This window comes from Arthrobacter sp. TJ-263 (assembly GCF_058269155.1).
On the sequence record NZ_JBZCNE010000003.1, the window covers coordinates 201,904 to 218,731 of the forward strand.

The following is a 16,828-nucleotide window of genomic DNA, read 5'->3' on the forward strand; positions in this document are numbered from 1 at the left end:
CGGACGAAGGCGAGGGACCGACGTCGGGGCGCGCCGGGTGGCTAGGAACCCGCGAGCCCGTGAGCTGCCTTCACGTACCGCGACAGGACGTACCGCTGGGTCAGCCTGGTCACCGGCGCAGCGAGCCGGTAGACGAGGCTCGCCGGCACGCTGTAGGCGGAGCAGATGAAGAGCAGCCGGTTGTCGGCTGTCAGCTCCGCGTAGAACCCCTCCTCGCCGCGCACCGGGTGGCCGGGCAGCGTCCCGTAGCCGAACCCGCCGCGCTGGCCCGGGACCGCCCTGCCCGCGCCGTCGAGCTGCGGCGCCCGCGACCAGATGACCCTGCACGGGGCCTTGATCCGTGCGGGGCCGACGCCGAATCCGGAGACGACGCGGGCGCCGGGAACGGCCCGCACGGCGTCGGACTCCATGGTGAGACCGGCTCCGCGGTGCAGCTCCCAGGCCAGGATGCCCTCGGTGAGGGCGATGAAGGCGGCCGAAGGATCCCCGGTCTCGATCTCGTGGGTTTCCACCATCACGGTGTAGCCGCCGGGCCAGCCGCCCTCGAGGGACTCGGGGAACGGCCTGTCCGTCGCGCCGCGCTCCTCGTACGTGAACTGTTCCATGCGTGCCTCTTCCCTCGATGCCTCGCCGCCAGGGCTCCCTGGTGAACGGGTCCGGTCCCAACCTAGTGGACCGGAAACGGACCGGCGGGCGCAGATGGACGAGCAATGGCAGGATGGAGGTCCAGACCGGCCCGGACGCGCCTGTGACGTCCGCCCCGCCGATCGACAAGGGAGGCGGGAGCACCATGACACCAGGGACGGGCACACCAGGCAGGGACGCGGCGGACAAGGCGTCCGACGCCGCGGAGGACGCCGCGAACTCCAAGGGCTTCGAGGTCGCGGCCCGTGCGGGCTACGTGGCCGCCGGGATCCTCCACATCCTGATCGGCCTCATAGCCCTCGGACTGGCGCGCGGCGGCTCCGGTGAGGCCGACCAGAGCGGAGCGATCGGGCAGCTGGCCGGCAGCCCCGGCGGCACGGCCCTCCTGTGGTTCTGCTTCATCGGATGCATCGCCCTCGCCCTGTTCCAGTTCAGCGAGGTGTTCTTCGGCGCTAGGGGACGCCAGGGCAAGGACAAGCTCAAGGTGCAGGCCAAGAGCGGCGGACAGGCCGTGGTGTACGCGGCGATCGGCGTCACCTTCGGTCGGTACGCGCTCGGCGGCTCCAGCGACAGCAGCAGCAGTGCGAGTTCGCTGAGCGCCACCCTCATGTCCAATCCGGTCGGGGCCGCGCTCCTGCTCGCGGTCGGCATCGGCATCCTCGCCGTCGGCGGGTACTTCGTCTACAGCGGGGCCACCCAACACTTCCGCAAGAACCTCACCGGCCTCCCCCCGGGACGCGCCGGCACCGCCGTCGTCGTCCTCGGCGTCGTGGGGTACATCGCCAAGGGCTTCGCCCTCGGGGTCCTCGGCGTCCTCGTCATCGTCGCCACCCTCACGAACAACCCCGAGCAGTCCACCGGGCTCGACGGCGCCCTGAAGTCACTGCGGGACCAGCCCTTCGGCGTCTGGCTGCTCGGCGCCGTGGCCCTGGGCCTCGTGGCCTACGGCGTCTTCATGGGGGTGCGGTCGAAGTACCAGCGCATGTAGGCGTCAGAGGCCGAGCGCCGGGGCCTCCATCGCGGGGCACGTGTCCATGACGACGTCGAGCCCGGCCTCCGCCGCACGGCGGGCGGCGTCCTCGTCGATCACGCCCAGCTGCAGCCACACCGCCTTCGCGCCCACGGCGATCGCCTGGTCCACGACGGCTCCCACCCGGGACGAGTTCACGAAACAGTCGACGACGTCGATCGGGCCGGGGATGTCCGCCAGGCGCGTGTATCCCTGCTGGCCGTGGACGTCGTCGCCCTTGAGACTCACGGGGATGATCTCCATCCCCAGGCCGTCCTTGAGGAACTGCGACACCCCGACGGCGACGCGCCGCGGGTTGTTCGACAGGCCCACCACCGCCCACCGGCCGTGCTCGGTCAGGAGCCTCCTGATGACCTGCGGATCGTTCTGGTGTGCCACGACGCCTCCCGGGGGTGTCCTGCGATTGTTACCTCGTTTGTTACACGCCCCATTTTGCTCCCACGGGACCCCGGGCGTTTCATAGGAGTGACCATCCCGAGCGGCTGAGAGACCTGGATCAGTGAAGCCGCAGCAACCCTGGTCGTCCGCATCCCCCTGATGCCGGACGATATCGAGGTCCGAGCCACGGGAACCACCGGAGACGGTGGCGAAGGCTCGGTCCGTAGGGTGCTACCGCCAGGACCGATGGAGACACCATGACCGCAGTTCTGGCACCCGGCAGCACCCAGTCCCACCGCAAACAGGCCCTCGGCGTCCGCTTCGCCGGGCTCGGGCGTAGTTTCGGCCCGTCCGCGAACCGCCGCACCGTCCTCCGGGACGTCACCGTGGACGTGGAACCCGGCGAGATCCTCGCCATCCTCGGCACGAGCGGCTGCGGCAAGTCCACCCTCCTGCGTGCCGCCGCCGGACTCGACATCCCCGACAGCGGGCAGGTCCTGATCGATGGCACCCCCGTGACGGGCATCGACGAGCGCTGCGCCGTCGCCTTCCAGGAACCCCGGCTGCTGCCGTGGCACACCCTGCAGGCCAACGTGGCGATCGGGCTCCCGAAGTCCTCCAGTGCCAGTGCCGGCAAGGCGAAGGTCCTCGAGCTGCTGAAGCTCGTGGGACTCGACACCTTCGCCAAGCACCGCCCCCGCGAGGTCTCGGGAGGCATGGCCCAGCGGACGTCGCTCGCCCGCGCCCTGGCCCGCAACCCCGGCGTCCTCCTCCTCGACGAGCCCTTCGGCGCACTCGACGCCCTCACCCGCATCCGCATGCAGGACCTCCTGCTGGACATCCACCGCGCGCAGCCCACCACGGTGCTGCTGGTCACGCACGACGTCGACGAGGCCCTCCAGCTCGCCGACCGGGTCCTCGTGCTCGGCCGCGGGGACGGGAACGGGCCTGAGGGTTCCACCGTCGCCGAACTCGTCACCGTGCCCGGCGACCGCCCGCGGGACCGGAATTCAGCGGATCTCGGGGCACTGCGCAGCACCCTGCTGTCGATGCTCGGCGTCACCGGGCACTGAGCCCGCCTTTCCGCCCTCCCCGCAGCGCCGTCGTACCGCGCTGCCTCCCTGCCTACCCACTTTCCATACCCTCCACCGAAGGACCACCATGAACCGCCGTGCCCTCCTGCCGACCCTCGCCCTCGCCACCGCCCTCTCGCTCAGCCTCAGCGGCTGCCTGGCGGGAGAGAACGCCTCCGACACGCAGGCCGCCGACGGCGGAGCCACCCAGGGCGGTGAGCTCAACATCGACTTCGCCACCTACAACCCGCTGAGCCTCGTCATCAAGGAGCAGGGCTGGCTCGAGGAGGAACTCGCCGCCCAGGACATCACCGTCAACTGGGTGCAGTCCGCCGGGTCGAACAAGGCCAACGAGGCACTGCGCGCCGGGGCGATCGACGTCGGCTCCACCGCCGGGTCCGCCGCGCTGCTCGCCCGCTCCAACGGCTCCCCGATCAAGGCCATCGACATCTACTCGCAGCCCGAGTGGGCGGCCCTCGTCACGCTCCCCGACTCCGGTATCACGAGCGTCGAGGACCTGCGCGGCAAGTCCATCGCGGCGACCCGCGGGACGGACCCGTACTTCTTCCTCCTGCAGGCGCTCGAGGCCGCGGGCGTGGACCAGTCCGAGGTCACGATCGAGAACCTGCAGCACGCCGACGGCCGGGCTGCCCTCGCCAGCGGCGCCGTGGACGCCTGGTCCGGCCTGGACCCGATCATGGCCGCCGCCGAGCAGGACGGCGCGGAGCTCTTCTTCCGCGACATCGACTTCAACACCTACGGCTTCCTCAACGCCACCGAGGACTTCCTCACGGAGAAGCCGGACGTCGCCCAGACCGTGGTGGACGCCTACGAGAAGGCACGGGAATGGGCGAAGGAGAATCCCGAGGAGACGGCCGCCATCCTCGCCGAGGTCGCCGCGATCGACCCGACGATCGCCGAGTCGGTCATCATCGACCGCACGAACCTCGACGTCGATCCCGCCCCGGGCGACGCCCAGCGCAGCGTCCTGGAGAAGATCGGCCCCGTGTTCGTGGAGACCGGTGACGTGCAGAGCCAGGAGCAGATCGACGAAGCACTCGACTCCCTGTTCGACGCCTCGCTCGTCGAGAACGCCGATCCGGCATCCGTCGGCTCCGATTCATGAGTGCCGACTATCTGACCGGGGGCAGCGCGGTTCCCATCACCAGGGACGGATTCTCCGCGGCGGGATCACCGCTGGGAGGCCCCGAGGCACAGAACGACGCGGGGCGGGGCAGGGCGGTCCGGCGTACCGGCGTCATCCTGCTCGGGCTCATCGTCCCGGCACTGATCCTGCTGGCCTGGCACCTCAGCACGGCGTCGGGTTTCTTCCGCCCGTCGCAGCTCCCCTCGCCGGCGTCGGTCCTCGCGGCCGCCGTCGACCTCATCGAGCGCGGCCAGCTCGCCACCCACATCCTGATCTCCACCCAGCGCGTGGTCCTCGGCTTCGTCATCGGATCCCTGCTCGGCGTGGTGGCCGGCGCCCTCCTGGGCCTCTCCCGCCTCGCCGACGTCCTGCTCACCCCGACCGTGGGAGCCCTGCGCGCCGTCCCGTCCCTGGCGTGGGTCCCGCTGCTCGTGCTGTGGATCGGCATCAACGAGGACTCGAAGGTCACGTTGATCAGCATCGGCGCCTTCTTCCCCGTCTTCACCACGCTCTACCTCGGCCTGCGGCACGTCGACCGCAACCTCGTCGAGGCCGCCCGGGCGTTCGGGCTCAACGGCATCCGCCTGCTCACGACGGTACAGTTGCCCGCCGTCGTGCCCGCCCTGTTCTCGGGCCTCCGGCTGGCGCTCGCGCAGTCCTGGTTGTTCCTCGTGGCCGCCGAGCTCATCGCTTCGTCCATGGGCCTGGGCTTCCTGCTCACGGACTCCCAGCAGACGGGCCGGGTGGACCGCATCATCCTCGCGATCATCCTGCTGGCCGTGATCGGCAAGACGACGGACGCGCTCCTCGGCGTCGCCGAACGCTGGGCGGTGCGTCGGTGGGCGTGAGCACGGTGAGTGCAGGCACGGCAGGCACAGGCACGGCGACGGGGGCGGGCGCCACCGCGCAGGAGGAGGCCGAGCGCCTCGCGTTCTGGGCGGAGCAGGCAGCCAGGCTCGAGTGGGAGGCACCGTGGCACACCGTGCACTCCTTCGAACGGGCGGAGCCGCAGAGGGACGGGACGCTGAGCATCCCCGCCATCGAGTGGTTCGCCGGCGGCACCCTGAACGTCGCCGTGAACTGCGTGGACCGGCATGTCCGGGCCGGCCGCGGCGATCGTGTGGCCCTCCACTTCGAGGGTGAGCCCGGGGACCGCCGCGCCGTGACCTATGCGGACCTGCAGGACGACGTGTCGCGGGCCGCGAATGCGCTGCTGGCACTGGGCATCGGACCGGGTGACCGGGTGGTCGTCTACCTGCCGGTCCTCGTCGAGACGGTGGTCGTCACGCTCGCCTGCGCGCGGATCGGCGCCGTGCACTCGCTGGTCTTCGGCGGGTTCTCCGCGGAGGCGCTCCGCTTCCGCGTGGAGGACACGGGCGCCAAGCTCCTGGTCACCACCGACGGCCAGTTCCGGCGGGGCGTCGCCGTGTCCGTGAAGGACAACGCCGACGCCGCGGTGGCCGGGGACAACAGCATCGAGCACGTCCTGGTGGTCCGCCGCACGGGGTCGGACATCAGCTGGACGGAGGGCCGCGACGTTTGGTGGCACGACGTCGTCGACACCGCCTCACAGCACCACGAGCCGGAGGCGTTCGACGCCGAGACGCCGCTGTTCATCATGTACACGTCCGGGACCACAGGAAAGCCCAAAGGCCTGGTGCACACCTCGGGCGGGTACCTCACGCAGGCGTCCTGGAGTTTCGAGCACCTCTTCAGCAACCCCGACCCGGCCCTGCGGGAGCGGGACGTCCACTGGTGCACCGCCGATCTCGCGTGGGTCACCGCGCACACCTACGAGCTGTACGGGCCGCTCTCCAACGGCGCCACGCAGGTCCTCTACGAGGGCACGCCGAACACGCCCCATCCGGGACGCCACCTCGAGGTCATCGAACGCTACGGCGTCACGAGCTACTACACGGCGCCCACCCTGGTCCGCTCGCTCATGGGCTGGTTCCCGGACGGCGTCCCCGCCTCCCACGACCTCTCGAGCATCCGCGTGCTGGGCACGGTCGGCGAGGCGGTCAACCCCGAGGCGTGGCGCTGGTTCCGCCGGAACCTCGGCCGCGACGAGGTGCCCGTCGTCGACACCTGGTGGCAGTCCGAGACCGGCGCCACGGTGCTCTCCCCCAGCCCCACCGACGCGGACTTCAAGCCGGGCTGCGCTGCCCGCGCACTGCCCGGGGTCAGCACGCGCATCGTCGACGAGGAGGGCCACCCCGTCCCGCCGGGCGTGCAGGGCCTGATCGTGGTGGACCGTCACGGCCCGGCCATGGCGCGCACCGTCTGGGGAGACCCGCAGCGGTATCTCGACTCCTACTGGCGGAGGTTCGCAGCGCAGGGCTGGTTCCTGGCCGGCGACGGCGCCCGGTACGACGACGACGGTGACACCTGGATCCTGGGCCGCGTGGACGACGTCATCAACGTCTCGGGTCATCGCCTGTCCACGATCGAGATCGAATCGGCGCTCGTGGCCCATCCCCTCGTCACCGAAGCCGGCGCATGCCCCGTGCCCGATCCCCTGACGGGCCATGCCATCGCGGCCTTCGTGGTCCTCGCCGGAGGTACGGATCCGGACACGGACGTCACCTCGACGCTCCGCGCCCACGTCGCGGCGGCGATCGGACCGATCGCGCGGCCGTCCGCCGTCGTCGTCGTGCCCGATGTGCCGAAGACGCGCTCCGGCAAGATCATGCGCCGTCTGCTGACGCAGCTCTACGAGGGGTCGCCGCTCGGGGACACCACGTCCCTGCAGAACGAGGGGTGCATCGCGGGGATCCAGGACGTGCTGTCCCGCCGCTGACGCACCGTCCGGCAGCGGTCATTAAAAGAAGGAAGCGGCAGGGCCCCGTCCAAGCACCTGCCGCTTCCCGCGCGTGGTTCGCTCCGGTGTCAGCCAGCAACCCGGACGAAGGAGGCTCCCGGGAGGTCGGAGAGGGAGTGCTGCATGGTGAGGTTCGCCCCGTTCATGCCGCTGCTGATGACCTGGCCGCCGCCGGCGTAGATCGCGACGTGGCCGCCGGTGACGACGAGGTCACCCGGGGCGGGGGATGCCACCGTGGAGCCGAACTGCAGGAACTGCGAGGGGCCGAGGTCGCCGACGGGGATTCCTGCGGCGCGCAGTGCCTTCTCCGCGAGGATGGTGCAGTCCTGGACGGCACCGGATGCGAGCTGGGACCGGGCGGAGGCCAGGAGGGTGCCCGCGGTACCACCGGAGGCTGCGACCGGGGTGATCTTGGCGGAGGCCAGGTACACGCCGGAGCCGGGAGCCGTGGAGACGGGAGCCGGGGCGACGGCCGCGGCCTGCTGGACAGGCGCAGCAGGAGCCACGACGGCCGCGGGCGCAGCCTGGGGAGCGGCCACGGGCACCGAGACCGTCCGGGCCGGGGCCGCAGCGGCGCCGCCCGTCGGGATGGTGATGATGTCGCCCGGGAAGATGATCGATGCGACGGACAGGCCGTTCGCCGTGAGGACCGCGGTCAGGTCCACGCCGTAGCGTGCCGAGACGGCGCCCAGCGTGTCACCCGGGACGACGGTGTGCGTCGTCGGGGAGGCGACAGCCGTCTGCGCGGCGGGGGCAGCCTGTGCTGCGGGGGCTGCAACGACCGCGGGGGTCGTCGTCGCGCCCTGCTCGGTGTACTCACCGGCATGGGCGGTGCCCACGGCGCCGAGCGCGAGGCCCGAGGTGACGGCGGCGATGGCGACGGGGCGGCCTACGGCGGTGGTGTGGGCCCTGGCGGCGCGGGACAGGCCCTGCAGCGCGAGACTGCCGTCGACGTCGGCACGGTGGCGCGCTGAAGAAATGTTTCGTGACATGGTTCTATACCTCTCCCATGCCTGCGGGGTGAGCTGTCGGGTTCGGATGGGAGTCACCCGGCCGCGAACATCACCCGTGGGTGATGTGGTGCGACTTAACCCCGAGGGCGCCTGCAGGGTCTCCTGCGCGCCCGGTGGAACTAGTGGTTCCCCCGTCCCTGCCTTTCGTGGTTGCGAACGATTCCGGGACGACGGCAGGGCTCGGCATTCCGTCCAGGAGCGCCCCACGGTCGCGGAAGCACATGTTGACCATACCCAACAGCAGTCACTTCTGTCACATTAGAGTAACGGGGGGTGAAGTGCTCCTCAGCCGCGCAGCTCCCGCCAGCGACGGAGGGCGAAGACCGTCCCGGCTGCACTGAGCGTGAGCAGCACCGCCTGCTGGATGTAGAACCAGTCCGTGGCCGCCGTTCCAAGGCCGCCGAGGGCCACCAGGATGCTGCTGGCCAGCGTGAGCGTCAGCGCGGCTCCGACGTACCAGAGCGTCTGCCACAGCTTGCGGTCCTGCGCCCGGCTTGCCGATCTCCATTCCTCCATCCCTCCAGCCTAGGTCGCCGCAACCCCTGCCTCACACGGGGACACATGGTTTGGTTCTGCACCGGCCCGGTGTCAGACTCGATCCGACCATCCCGAGCGGCTGAGAGATCTGGCTCACTGACGCCGCAGCAACCCTGGCCTCCGCGTCGCGCGGCGGCATGAGGGTGCTACTGCCAGAACGATGGAGGAACCCATGAGTGCAGCCACAGCAGCCTTCGGCATCGACGTCGCCCCCGAAATCCCCCTCGCAGCATCCGAACCCAGCAAGGCAGGTGCCTGATGGCAGAACGTTCCTTCGGTTTCCGCACGCGTGCACTCCACGCCGGCGGCACTCCCGACGCCACCCACGGGGCCCGGGCCGTCCCCATCTACCAGACGACCTCGTTCGTGTTCAAGGACACCAACGACGCCGCGAACCTCTTCGCCCTGCAGAAGTACGGCAACATCTACTCGCGGATCGGCAATCCGACGGTCGCGGCGTTCGAGGAGCGCATCGCCTCCCTCGAGGGCGGGATCGGGGCCGTGGCGACGGCGTCGGGCATGAGCGCGGAGTTCATCACCTTCGCGGCGCTCTGCCAGGCCGGGGACCACATCGTCGCCGCCTCCCAGCTGTACGGCGGCACGGTCACCCAGCTCGACGTCACCCTGCGCCGGTTCGGCATCGAGACCACCTTCGTCCCCGGGACGGACCCCGCGGACTACGCGGCCGCCCTCCGGGACAACACCAAGGCGGTCTACGCCGAGGTGATCGCGAACCCCTCCGGCGAGATCGCCGACCTCGCAGGCCTCGCGAAGGTCGCCCACGACGCCGGCATCCCGTTCATCGTCGACTCCACGCTGAGCACGCCCTACCTGGTGCGCCCCATCGAGCACGGCGCGGACATCGTCATCCATTCGGCCACCAAATTCATCGGCGGGCACGGCACCACGCTCGGCGGCGTGATCGTGGAGAGCGGCCGCTTCGACTGGGGCAACGGCAAATTCCCCATGATGACCGAACCCGTGCCCTCCTATGGCAACATCCAGTGGTGGGCGAACTTCGGGGAATACGGGTTCCTGACCAAGCTGCGCACCGAGCAGCTCCGCGACATCGGGCCCTCCCTCTCGCCGATGTCCGCGTTCCAGCTCCTCCAGGGGGTCGAGACCCTCGCGCAGCGCCTGGACGAACACCTCGAGAACGCCCTGGCCGTCGCGGAGTGGCTGCAGGCCGACCCGCGGGTGGAGTACGTCAACTACGCCGGGCTCCCCACCCACGCGCATCATGAGCGGGCGAAGACCTACCTTCCGCAGGGCCCCGGCTCCGTGTTCAGCTTCGGCATCAGGGGCGGGCGCAAGGCGGGACAGAAGTTCATCGAGTCCCTGCAGCTCGCCTCGCACCTCGCGAACGTGGGCGACTCCCGCACCCTCGTGATCCATCCGGGCTCGACGACGCACCAGCAGCTCTCGGCCGAGCAGCTCGCAGCGGCGGGCGTCCCCGAGGACCTCGTGCGCATCTCCGTGGGCCTGGAGGACCTCGAGGACATCCTCTGGGACCTGGACCAGGCCCTGGACATCGCGGTGAACGCCGCCGACGCCTCCTTCGAGGACCTGCCGCAGGAAGCGGCCGGAGAGAACGACGACGACGCATCGGCGACGCGGGCAGTGGGAGTGGGAGCATGAGCGGCGGCACCGGCAACGCGACACCTGGACGGACCTGGGAAGGGCCGACGGCGCCCGAACGGCTGAACCTGCTGAGGCACGCTCGGTCGGTCGCGATCGTCGGGGCCTCGGACAAGCCCTCGCGGGCGTCCTACTTCGTGGCGACCTACCTGCAGTCCTCCTCCCCCTACCGCCTGTACTTCGTCAACCCGGTGGCGAAGGAGATCCTCGGCCGGCCGGCCTATGCATCGCTGAAGGACCTGCCCGAGGTGCCCGACGTCGTCGATGTGTTCCGCAAGCACGACGACCTGCCCTCGGTGCTGCAGGAGACGCTCGACGTCGGCGCGAAGACGCTCTGGCTGCAGCTGGGATCGTGGCACGAGGACGTCGCACGCGAGGCCGAAGCGGCCGGCCTGGACGTGGTGATGGACCGGTGCCTCAAGATCGAGCACGCGCGCTTCCACGGCGGGCTCAACCTCGCCGGCTTCAACACCGGCGTCATCTCCTCGAAGCGGCAGATCACCTCCTAGCGGAGGGCCGGGACCTCCGGCGGATCCGTCCGGTCGGGCTGCCCGGCAGCGGGCTCATCCGCGGCGGGGTGCACTGCGGGGTGCACTGCTGCGGCCACATCCGTGGCGGACTCGGACGCCCACGGCTCCGCGACGGGTTCCACCGCCGCTCCGGAGGTCCCCGCGGACGGGACATGCCCAGGACCGCCGCCGGGCGCGAGGAGCCAGGCCCTGCTGGGCGGCGCGGAGATCGCCCGTGCCTCTGCGGACGAGCCGACCTCAGCCTGCGGATCGGCCCCAGGACCGACCGGAGTCTCCACCCGCGCCTGCCGCGGCTGCCGGATCTCGTGACCCTGACCGTTCGCCGTTCCATTCCCGGAGACCTGGCCGTCCGCCGTCCCGGTCCCGGGCACCGGATCGCCCGACGTCCCGTTCCCGAGGACCGGGGTCCCCGGACCGTGGCCTCCCCCACCGTGACTTCGGGGCACCGCGCGGCGCTCGGGCCCGGGCGCGGATCCGGTCGGTGCCACGGGTGACGCCGCAGGGGGTGGGACAGCGGCAGGGGGAGCCGCTCCGGGGGGCGCCTGACGGGCAGGAGGGACTGCCGCGGGTGGGACCGCGGCAGGTGTCGGAACGGCAGCAGCCGGCACAGCCCGTACGGGAACGGACGGCGCGGCCCCCACCGGGACGGACGGCGCCGTGTCCACCGGAACGAGCGGCGCGGCCTCCGCCACGGACGGACCGGCGCCTGCCGCGGAGGAACCGGTATCGGCCGCCCTGTCCGCCTCTCCTGCAGCCGACGGCGCTGGGACCAACTCCACGAGGGAGCGGGCCGGGGTGCCCGTGGACGGGGCCACGACGCCGTGACCCCCGCCGTCGTCCTGCCCCGCCCGTGCGTCGGGAAGGAGATCCGCCCGGTCGGCACTCTCCCGGATGCTGAAGCGCGCTACCGACTCCACGGCCTCGGTGAGGCCGTCCGCGAGGTGGAAGGTGCCGGCCGCGACGCCGGACATGCCGACGCCCATGGACACGGCCAGCGCACCGCCGATGAAGGTGATGCGCCGCTTGGTGCGGCGGTCCGACGGAGCCTTGCCGCCGTCGGCCATCAGCTGGGCGAGCTCGGCGGCGACCTCCGGCGCGGGGCCCGCGCCGAGCTCCCCGATGGCCTCCAGGGCACGCACGAGGGCGGGCTCCTCGGCGATGCCGGCCTCGTCGAGGAGATGCAGCACGACGTCCGGCGACGGCGTCTCACGTCCAGTCATAGCGCTTCCGATTCATTGGGTCGAACAAGTTCCTTCAGCTTGAGCAGCCCCCGCCGCTGCAGCTGCTTGACCGATCCTGTCGACCTCCCGAGGATTTCCGCGACCTGGTCGATCGGCAGCTCGGCGACGATGCGCAGGAGGATGACGTCGCGCTGTTCGGCGCTGAGCTGCTCGAGCAATTCCCCTGCACCGCCGGCGTCGAGGGTGCCGAGCACCACCGCCTCCGCGGAGTCGGTGGTCCGGGTGTCGCCGTCGGCCTCGTAACCCACCAGGACCGGCGCCCGTGTCCTCTTCCGCACCTCGTCCACATGGCGCGCATGGGCGACGGAGAAGGTGAACGTTCGCAGCCCCGGCAGCCCTCCGGTGACCGAGTCCAGCCTGGAGAAGACCGCGAGGAAGACTTCCTGGGTGAGGGCCTCCGGGTCCTCCGACCTGCGCCCCACGAAGTACCCCAGGACAGCTGGGCCCAGCGCCTGATAGATCAGCGACAGCGCCGCCGGCTCCCCCGCCTGCGCGCGGCTCAGCGCATCATCAGGCAGCGTTGAGACCACGTTTCATCGAGTCCTTGTTCGGGTGGGACGGCGTCACCATCGTAACCGTCGCCTCCCGGCCGGGGCGGAGCCCCTTCGTCCACGTGCACAAAAGGCCGCACCGAGGCCCGTTGGGGGATAAGCCTCGGTGCGGCACTTCCATTGGGGTAATCGACCGGGGGGCGGGGAAAGTTACGCCCGTCCCGTTCTTTTCCCGGATTCCTGTCCGGGCCCTATTTCAGGGCGTTCGAGGCGCGCCGCTTGTTGAACACGTCGAACCCGACGGCGAGCAGCAGCACCATGCCCTTGATGAACTGCTGGACGTCGATCCCCACCCCGAGCAGGGACATGCCGTTGTTCAGCACACCCATGATCAGGCCGCCGGTGATGGCCCCGATGACCGTTCCGACGCCGCCCGTCACGGCGGCGCCGCCGATGAACGCCGCCGCGATGGCGTCGAGCTCGAACAGGTTGCCCGCACCCGGGCCGGCCGAGTTGAGGCGGCCGGTGAAGATGAGCCCGGCCAGTGCAGCCAGCACGCCCATGTTGACGAACAGCATGAGATCGATCCGCTTGGTGTCGACACCGGACAACTGCGCGGCCTGGAGGTTGCCGCCCCGGGCGTAGATGTGGCGGCCGAAGACACTGTTGTTCATCACGGCGCTGTACGCGACGATCAGCACGCCGAGCACCACGAGGACGATCGGCGTCCCGCTGCGCGAACCGGCCAGCAGGTAGGTCAGTCCGAGGATCATGACCGCGATGAACGCGAGCTTGGTGAAGAACCACGCCGCCGGCTCGTCCTCGAGCTTGAGCCGGGCACGGGTGGCCCGGCCGCGCAGCTGCGTGACGACGAGGAGCATCGTGGCGATGAGGCCGAGGCCGACGGTCGTCCAGTCCAGGAGGTTGGTTTCCGGCGGGAACAGTCCCGGGAACAGGAAGCCGCCGCCCAGCTGGCGGTACTCCTCAGGGAAGCCGGTGATGCGCTGGTTCCCGAGGACGATCTGCGTGAGCCCGCGGAACATGAGCATGCCGGCGAGGGTGACGATGAACGCCGGGATCCCGACGTAGGCCACCCAGAAGCCCTGCCAGGCGCCCACGAGACCGCCGATGATCAGCGATGCGAGGAAGGCGGCCCACCAGGGGAAGCTCCAGTCCTGCACCATGATGCCGGACATCGCGCCGACGAAGGCCGCCACGGAGCCGACGGACAGGTCGATGTGCCCGGCGACGATGATCATGACCATGCCGATGGCCAGCAGGAGGATGTAGCTGTTCTGCACGATGATGTTCGAGACGTTGTCCGGCTGCAGGAGGGCGCCGCCGGTCAGCACCTGGAAGAGGGTGACGATCACCAGCAGGGCGACGAAGATGCCGATCTGCCGCAGCCTGCTCGTCAGGAAGGAGATCCCGTGCTTGACGGGAGGCGGTGGCGCCGCGACGGCGGTGTCCTTGACGGTGGTAGCCATGGAGTCAGTCCTTTTCCTTGGTCATGTGTTGCATGAGGAGTTCCGGGGTGGCCTGTGCAATGGGCACCTCGGCGGTGATGCGGCCCTCGGCCAGGGTGTAGATGCGGTCGCAGATGCCGAGGAGCTCGGGGAGCTCGGAGGAGATGACGATGATCGCCTTCCCCTCGGCGGCCAGGCGGTTGATGAGCGTGTAGATCTCGTACTTCGCGCCGACGTCGATCCCGCGGGTGGGCTCGTCGAGGATGAGGACGTCGGGGTCCGAGAACATCCACTTGGAGAGCACCACCTTCTGCTGATTGCCGCCGGAGAGCTTGCCGGTGATGGCTGTGACGGACGGCGCCTTGATGTTCATGGACTTCCGGTAGTCGCCGGCGACGACGGCCTCCCGGCCGCTGTCCACCCACCCGCGCTTCGCGAGCTTGCCGAGGGCGGCGCCGGAGATGTTGCGCTTGATGTCGTCGATCAGGTTCAGGCCGTAGCGCTTCCGGTCCTCCGTCGCATACGCGATGCCGTGCCGGATCGCCTCCCCGACCGTGCGCGCGGTGATCGGCGAACCGTTCTTGTAGAGCGTGCCCGTGATGTGGGAGCCGTAGCTGCGGCCGAAGATGCTCATGGCGAGCTCTGTGCGCCCGGCACCCATGAGTCCGGCGATGCCGACCACCTCGCCCGCCCGGACGGAGAGGTTCACTGCGTCGACCATCACGCGGGAGCTCTCCTGGGGGTGGCGCACCGTCCAGTCCTCGACGCGGAGCACCTCCTCGCCGATGACCGGCGTGCGGTCCGGGTAACGGCTCTCCATGTCGCGCCCCACCATGCCCTTGATGATGCGCTCCTCCGTGACCGAACCGTCGTGGAGGCTGAGCGTCTCGATGGTGCGGCCGTCGCGCAGGATCGTGACGGAGTCGGCGATCTCGCGGATCTCGTTGAGCTTGTGGCTGATGATGATGCAGGTGATGCCCTCCTCCCGGAGGCCCTTCACGAGACCGAGGAGGTGCGCGGAGTCCTCGTCGTTCAGGGCGGCTGTGGGCTCGTCGAGGATCAGTAGCTTCACGTTCTTCGAGAGTGCCTTCGCGATCTCCACGAGCTGCTGCTTGCCGACACCGATGTCACCGGCGCGAACCACCGGGCTGAGGTTCAGGCCCACGCGGCGCATGAGCTTGGCCGCCTCCACGTTGGTCTCGTTCCAGTTGATGAATCCGCGCTTCTCGCGCTCGTTGCCCAGGAAGATGTTCTCCGCGACGGACAGGAAGGGGGAGAGGGCGAGTTCCTGGTGGATGATGACGACGCCGGCGCGTTCGCTGTCGCGGATGTCCTTGAACTCCACGACGGTGTCCTCGAACTCGATGTCGCCGTCGTACGTGCCGTGCGGGTAGACCCCGGACAGTACTTTCATGAGGGTCGATTTCCCGGCCCCGTTCTCCCCGCAGATCGCGTGGACTTCTCCGCGCGCGACGTCCAGGCTGACGTCCTGCAGTGCCTTCACGCCCGGGAAGGTCTTGGTGATGCGGTGCATCCGAAGGATGTTCTCCGCCATGGTCAGGCCTCACTCACTCGTATGGAAGTCCCGGCAACGGCCGGGCGAGGAACCCGTGGCTCCGGACCAGGACGGTCCGGAGCCACGGGGTCAGGCATACTGCGGGACGCCTACTTGAGCTCGTCCTCGGTGTAGTAGCCGGTCTCCACGAGGGCGGCCTCGTAGTTGTCCACCGTGACGATCTCGGACTCGAGCAGGTAGGAGGGGACCACCTTGACGCCGTTGTCGTACGTCTCGGTGTCGTTCACCTCGGGCTCCTCACCCTTCATGAGGGCGTCCACCATCGTCACGGCCTGCTTGCCGAGCTCGCGGACGTCCTTGAAGATCGTCGAGTACTGCTCGCCGGCGATGATGGACTTCATCGAGCCGACCTCGGCGTCCTGGCCGGTGACGACGGGCAGCTCGTCGGCCGAGTAACCGCCGGAGGTCAGGGCCGAGATGATGCCGATCGACAGGCCGTCGTACGGCGACAGGACGCCCTCGAGGCGCTCGCCGCCGCCGACCGTGAGGAGGTCCTCCATGCGGTCCTGCGCCGTGTCGGGGAGCCAGCGGAGGATCGCCGCCTGCTCGAAGTCGGTCTGGCCGCTGGGCACGCGCAGCACGCCGCTGTCCAGGTAGGGCTGCAGGGTCTTCATGGCGCCGTTCCAGAAGAACGTGGCGTTGTTGTCGTCCGGGCTCCCGGCGAAGAGCTCGACGTCGAAGGGGCCCTCCTCGCCCGTCTCGTTGCCCTCGGCGTCGAGGACGCCGAGGCCGGTGAGCAGTGAGGTGGCCTGCTGGACGCCGACCTCCTCGTTGTCGAAGGTCGTGTAGTAGTCCACGGTTTCGGATTCGTTGATGAGCCGGTCGTAGGCGATGACCGGGATGTCCTGGGACTCGGCCTGGTCGAGGACGCTCGTGAGGGTGGTGCCGTCGATCGAGGCGATGACGAGGGCCTTCACGCCGCCGTTGATCATGTTCTCGATCTGCGAGACCTGCGTGGGGATGTCGTCGTTGGCGAACTGGAGGTCCACCTCGTAGCCCAGTTCCTCGAGCTGGCTCTTGACGTTCTCGCCGTCGGCGATCCAGCGCTCGGACTGCTGCGTGGGCATGGCGACGCCGATCTTGGCGCCCTCGTTGGACCCGCCCTCGCCCTCGGCAGCGGCGTCGCCGCCGCCCCTGCTGCCACCGCACGCGGTGAGGCTGAGCGTCAGGATGCTGGCGGCCGCGATGCCGGCCAGGTATTTCCGATTCATGGTGGATCTTTCTTGTGAGTGGTTTCCGGCG

At 69.9% G+C, this 16,828-nt stretch carries 16 protein-coding genes and 2 riboswitches; of the genes, 7 read left to right on the top strand and 9 right to left on the bottom strand.

Features of this window, described 5'->3' with window-relative positions:
• Positions 1-41: 41 nt before the first annotated feature.
• Positions 42-605 (bottom strand): DUF1990 domain-containing protein, encoded by a 564-nt coding sequence (locus AC4D2F_RS15015; RefSeq protein ID WP_104167130.1) that lies wholly within the window; start codon positions 603-605, stop codon positions 42-44.
• Between the two features lie 113 nt (positions 606-718).
• On the opposite strand from AC4D2F_RS15015, the gene AC4D2F_RS15020 reads away from it, so the two are divergent.
• Complete coding sequence (locus AC4D2F_RS15020) at positions 719-1,633, top strand: DUF1206 domain-containing protein (RefSeq protein ID WP_490911275.1); 915 nt, start codon at positions 719-721, stop codon at positions 1,631-1,633.
• A gap of 3 nt (positions 1,634-1,636) precedes the next feature.
• On the opposite strand, the gene AC4D2F_RS15025 is transcribed toward AC4D2F_RS15020, so the two are convergent.
• Positions 1,637-2,053 (bottom strand): CoA-binding protein, encoded by a 417-nt coding sequence (locus AC4D2F_RS15025; RefSeq protein WP_104167132.1) that lies wholly within the window; start codon positions 2,051-2,053, stop codon positions 1,637-1,639.
• Positions 2,054-2,310: 257 nt separating this feature from the next.
• Between AC4D2F_RS15025 and AC4D2F_RS15030 the strand changes: the two genes are divergently transcribed.
• From AC4D2F_RS15030 to acs, 4 genes are all read left to right on the top strand, one after another.
• Positions 2,311-3,126 carry an ABC transporter ATP-binding protein gene (locus tag AC4D2F_RS15030; protein ID WP_104167134.1) on the top strand — a complete coding sequence of 272 codons (816 nt, stop codon included), beginning with the start codon at positions 2,311-2,313 and terminating at the stop codon, positions 3,124-3,126.
• An 88-nt stretch (positions 3,127-3,214) separates the two neighbouring features.
• On the top strand, positions 3,215-4,252 hold the full coding sequence (locus AC4D2F_RS15035; protein ID WP_490911277.1) for an aliphatic sulfonate ABC transporter substrate-binding protein: 1,038 nt from the start codon (positions 3,215-3,217) through the stop codon (positions 4,250-4,252).
• Positions 4,249-5,121 (top strand): ABC transporter permease, encoded by an 873-nt coding sequence (locus tag AC4D2F_RS15040; protein ID WP_104167137.1) that lies wholly within the window; start codon positions 4,249-4,251, stop codon positions 5,119-5,121. The genes AC4D2F_RS15035 and AC4D2F_RS15040 overlap by 4 nt, the downstream gene beginning before the upstream one ends.
• A 5-nt stretch (positions 5,122-5,126) precedes the next feature.
• Positions 5,127-7,073 carry an acetate--CoA ligase gene (gene acs / locus AC4D2F_RS15045; RefSeq protein WP_490911279.1) on the top strand — a complete coding sequence of 649 codons (1,947 nt, stop codon included), beginning with the start codon at positions 5,127-5,129 and terminating at the stop codon, positions 7,071-7,073.
• 89 nt (positions 7,074-7,162) lie between these two features.
• Here the strand turns inward: acs and AC4D2F_RS15050 are convergent, their stop codons facing one another.
• Positions 7,163-8,086, bottom strand: coding sequence for a C40 family peptidase (locus AC4D2F_RS15050; protein WP_490911281.1), 924 nt, complete (start codon positions 8,084-8,086; stop codon positions 7,163-7,165).
• Between the two features lie 5 nt (positions 8,087-8,091).
• Positions 8,092-8,272: riboswitch (cyclic di-AMP (ydaO/yuaA leader) on the bottom strand.
• Positions 8,273-8,392: 120 nt separating this feature from the next.
• Positions 8,393-8,623: a hypothetical protein gene (locus tag AC4D2F_RS15055; RefSeq protein ID WP_490911283.1), complete on the bottom strand. Its 231-nt coding sequence runs from the start codon at positions 8,621-8,623 to the stop codon at positions 8,393-8,395.
• A gap of 84 nt (positions 8,624-8,707) precedes the next feature.
• A riboswitch (SAM riboswitch) is annotated at positions 8,708-8,811 on the top strand.
• 91 nt (positions 8,812-8,902) lie between these two features.
• Between AC4D2F_RS15055 and AC4D2F_RS15060 the strand changes: the two genes are divergently transcribed.
• Together AC4D2F_RS15060 and AC4D2F_RS15065 are read left to right on the top strand one after the other, a co-directional pair.
• On the top strand, positions 8,903-10,282 hold the full coding sequence (locus AC4D2F_RS15060; RefSeq protein ID WP_104167143.1) for an O-acetylhomoserine aminocarboxypropyltransferase/cysteine synthase family protein: 1,380 nt from the start codon (positions 8,903-8,905) through the stop codon (positions 10,280-10,282).
• On the top strand, positions 10,279-10,791 hold the full coding sequence (locus AC4D2F_RS15065) for a CoA-binding protein (RefSeq protein WP_104167145.1): 513 nt from the start codon (positions 10,279-10,281) through the stop codon (positions 10,789-10,791). The genes AC4D2F_RS15060 and AC4D2F_RS15065 overlap by 4 nt, the downstream gene beginning before the upstream one ends.
• On the opposite strand, the gene AC4D2F_RS15070 is transcribed toward AC4D2F_RS15065, so the two are convergent.
• From AC4D2F_RS15070 to chvE, 5 genes are all read right to left on the bottom strand, one after another.
• Positions 10,788-12,032 (bottom strand): hypothetical protein, encoded by a 1,245-nt coding sequence (locus AC4D2F_RS15070; RefSeq protein WP_490911285.1) that lies wholly within the window; start codon positions 12,030-12,032, stop codon positions 10,788-10,790. The two genes, AC4D2F_RS15065 and AC4D2F_RS15070, sit on opposite strands and share 4 nt — an antisense overlap.
• Complete coding sequence (locus AC4D2F_RS15075; protein WP_104167149.1) at positions 12,029-12,583, bottom strand: RNA polymerase sigma factor; 555 nt, start codon at positions 12,581-12,583, stop codon at positions 12,029-12,031. Before AC4D2F_RS15075 ends, AC4D2F_RS15070 begins: the two co-directional genes overlap by 4 nt.
• A 212-nt stretch (positions 12,584-12,795) precedes the next feature.
• Positions 12,796-14,031: a multiple monosaccharide ABC transporter permease gene (gene mmsB / locus AC4D2F_RS15080; protein ID WP_104167151.1), complete on the bottom strand. Its 1,236-nt coding sequence runs from the start codon at positions 14,029-14,031 to the stop codon at positions 12,796-12,798.
• 4 nt (positions 14,032-14,035) lie between these two features.
• Positions 14,036-15,565 (bottom strand): multiple monosaccharide ABC transporter ATP-binding protein, encoded by a 1,530-nt coding sequence (gene mmsA / locus AC4D2F_RS15085; RefSeq protein WP_104167153.1) that lies wholly within the window; start codon positions 15,563-15,565, stop codon positions 14,036-14,038.
• 110 nt (positions 15,566-15,675) lie between these two features.
• Entirely contained in the window at positions 15,676-16,797 is a 1,122-nt protein-coding gene (chvE, locus tag AC4D2F_RS15090) for a multiple monosaccharide ABC transporter substrate-binding protein (RefSeq protein ID WP_104167155.1), read from the bottom strand.
• Between the last annotated feature and the right edge of the window lie 31 nt (positions 16,798-16,828).

Bases quoted from the DNA above. Each gene is read 5' to 3' on its own strand.
- AC4D2F_RS15060 (WP_104167143.1), top strand. From the start codon at position 8,903: ATGGCAGAACGTTCCTTCGGTTTCCGCACGCGTGCACTCCACGCCGGC.
- AC4D2F_RS15035 (WP_490911277.1), top strand. From the start codon at position 3,215: ATGAACCGCCGTGCCCTCCTGCCGACCCTCGCCCTCGCCACCGCCCTC.
- AC4D2F_RS15055 (WP_490911283.1), bottom strand. From the start codon at position 8,623: ATGGAGGAATGGAGATCGGCAAGCCGGGCGCAGGACCGCAAGCTGTGG.
- mmsB (WP_104167151.1), bottom strand. From the start codon at position 14,031: ATGGCTACCACCGTCAAGGACACCGCCGTCGCGGCGCCACCGCCTCCC.
- chvE (WP_104167155.1), bottom strand. From the start codon at position 16,797: ATGAATCGGAAATACCTGGCCGGCATCGCGGCCGCCAGCATCCTGACG.
- AC4D2F_RS15030 (WP_104167134.1), top strand. From the start codon at position 2,311: ATGACCGCAGTTCTGGCACCCGGCAGCACCCAGTCCCACCGCAAACAG.
- AC4D2F_RS15020 (WP_490911275.1), top strand. From the start codon at position 719: ATGGAGGTCCAGACCGGCCCGGACGCGCCTGTGACGTCCGCCCCGCCG.
- mmsA (WP_104167153.1), bottom strand. From the start codon at position 15,565: ATGGCGGAGAACATCCTTCGGATGCACCGCATCACCAAGACCTTCCCG.
- AC4D2F_RS15015 (WP_104167130.1), bottom strand. From the start codon at position 605: ATGGAACAGTTCACGTACGAGGAGCGCGGCGCGACGGACAGGCCGTTC.
- AC4D2F_RS15065 (WP_104167145.1), top strand. From the start codon at position 10,279: ATGAGCGGCGGCACCGGCAACGCGACACCTGGACGGACCTGGGAAGGG.
- AC4D2F_RS15070 (WP_490911285.1), bottom strand. From the start codon at position 12,032: ATGACTGGACGTGAGACGCCGTCGCCGGACGTCGTGCTGCATCTCCTC.
- AC4D2F_RS15040 (WP_104167137.1), top strand. From the start codon at position 4,249: ATGAGTGCCGACTATCTGACCGGGGGCAGCGCGGTTCCCATCACCAGG.
- AC4D2F_RS15050 (WP_490911281.1), bottom strand. From the start codon at position 8,086: ATGTCACGAAACATTTCTTCAGCGCGCCACCGTGCCGACGTCGACGGC.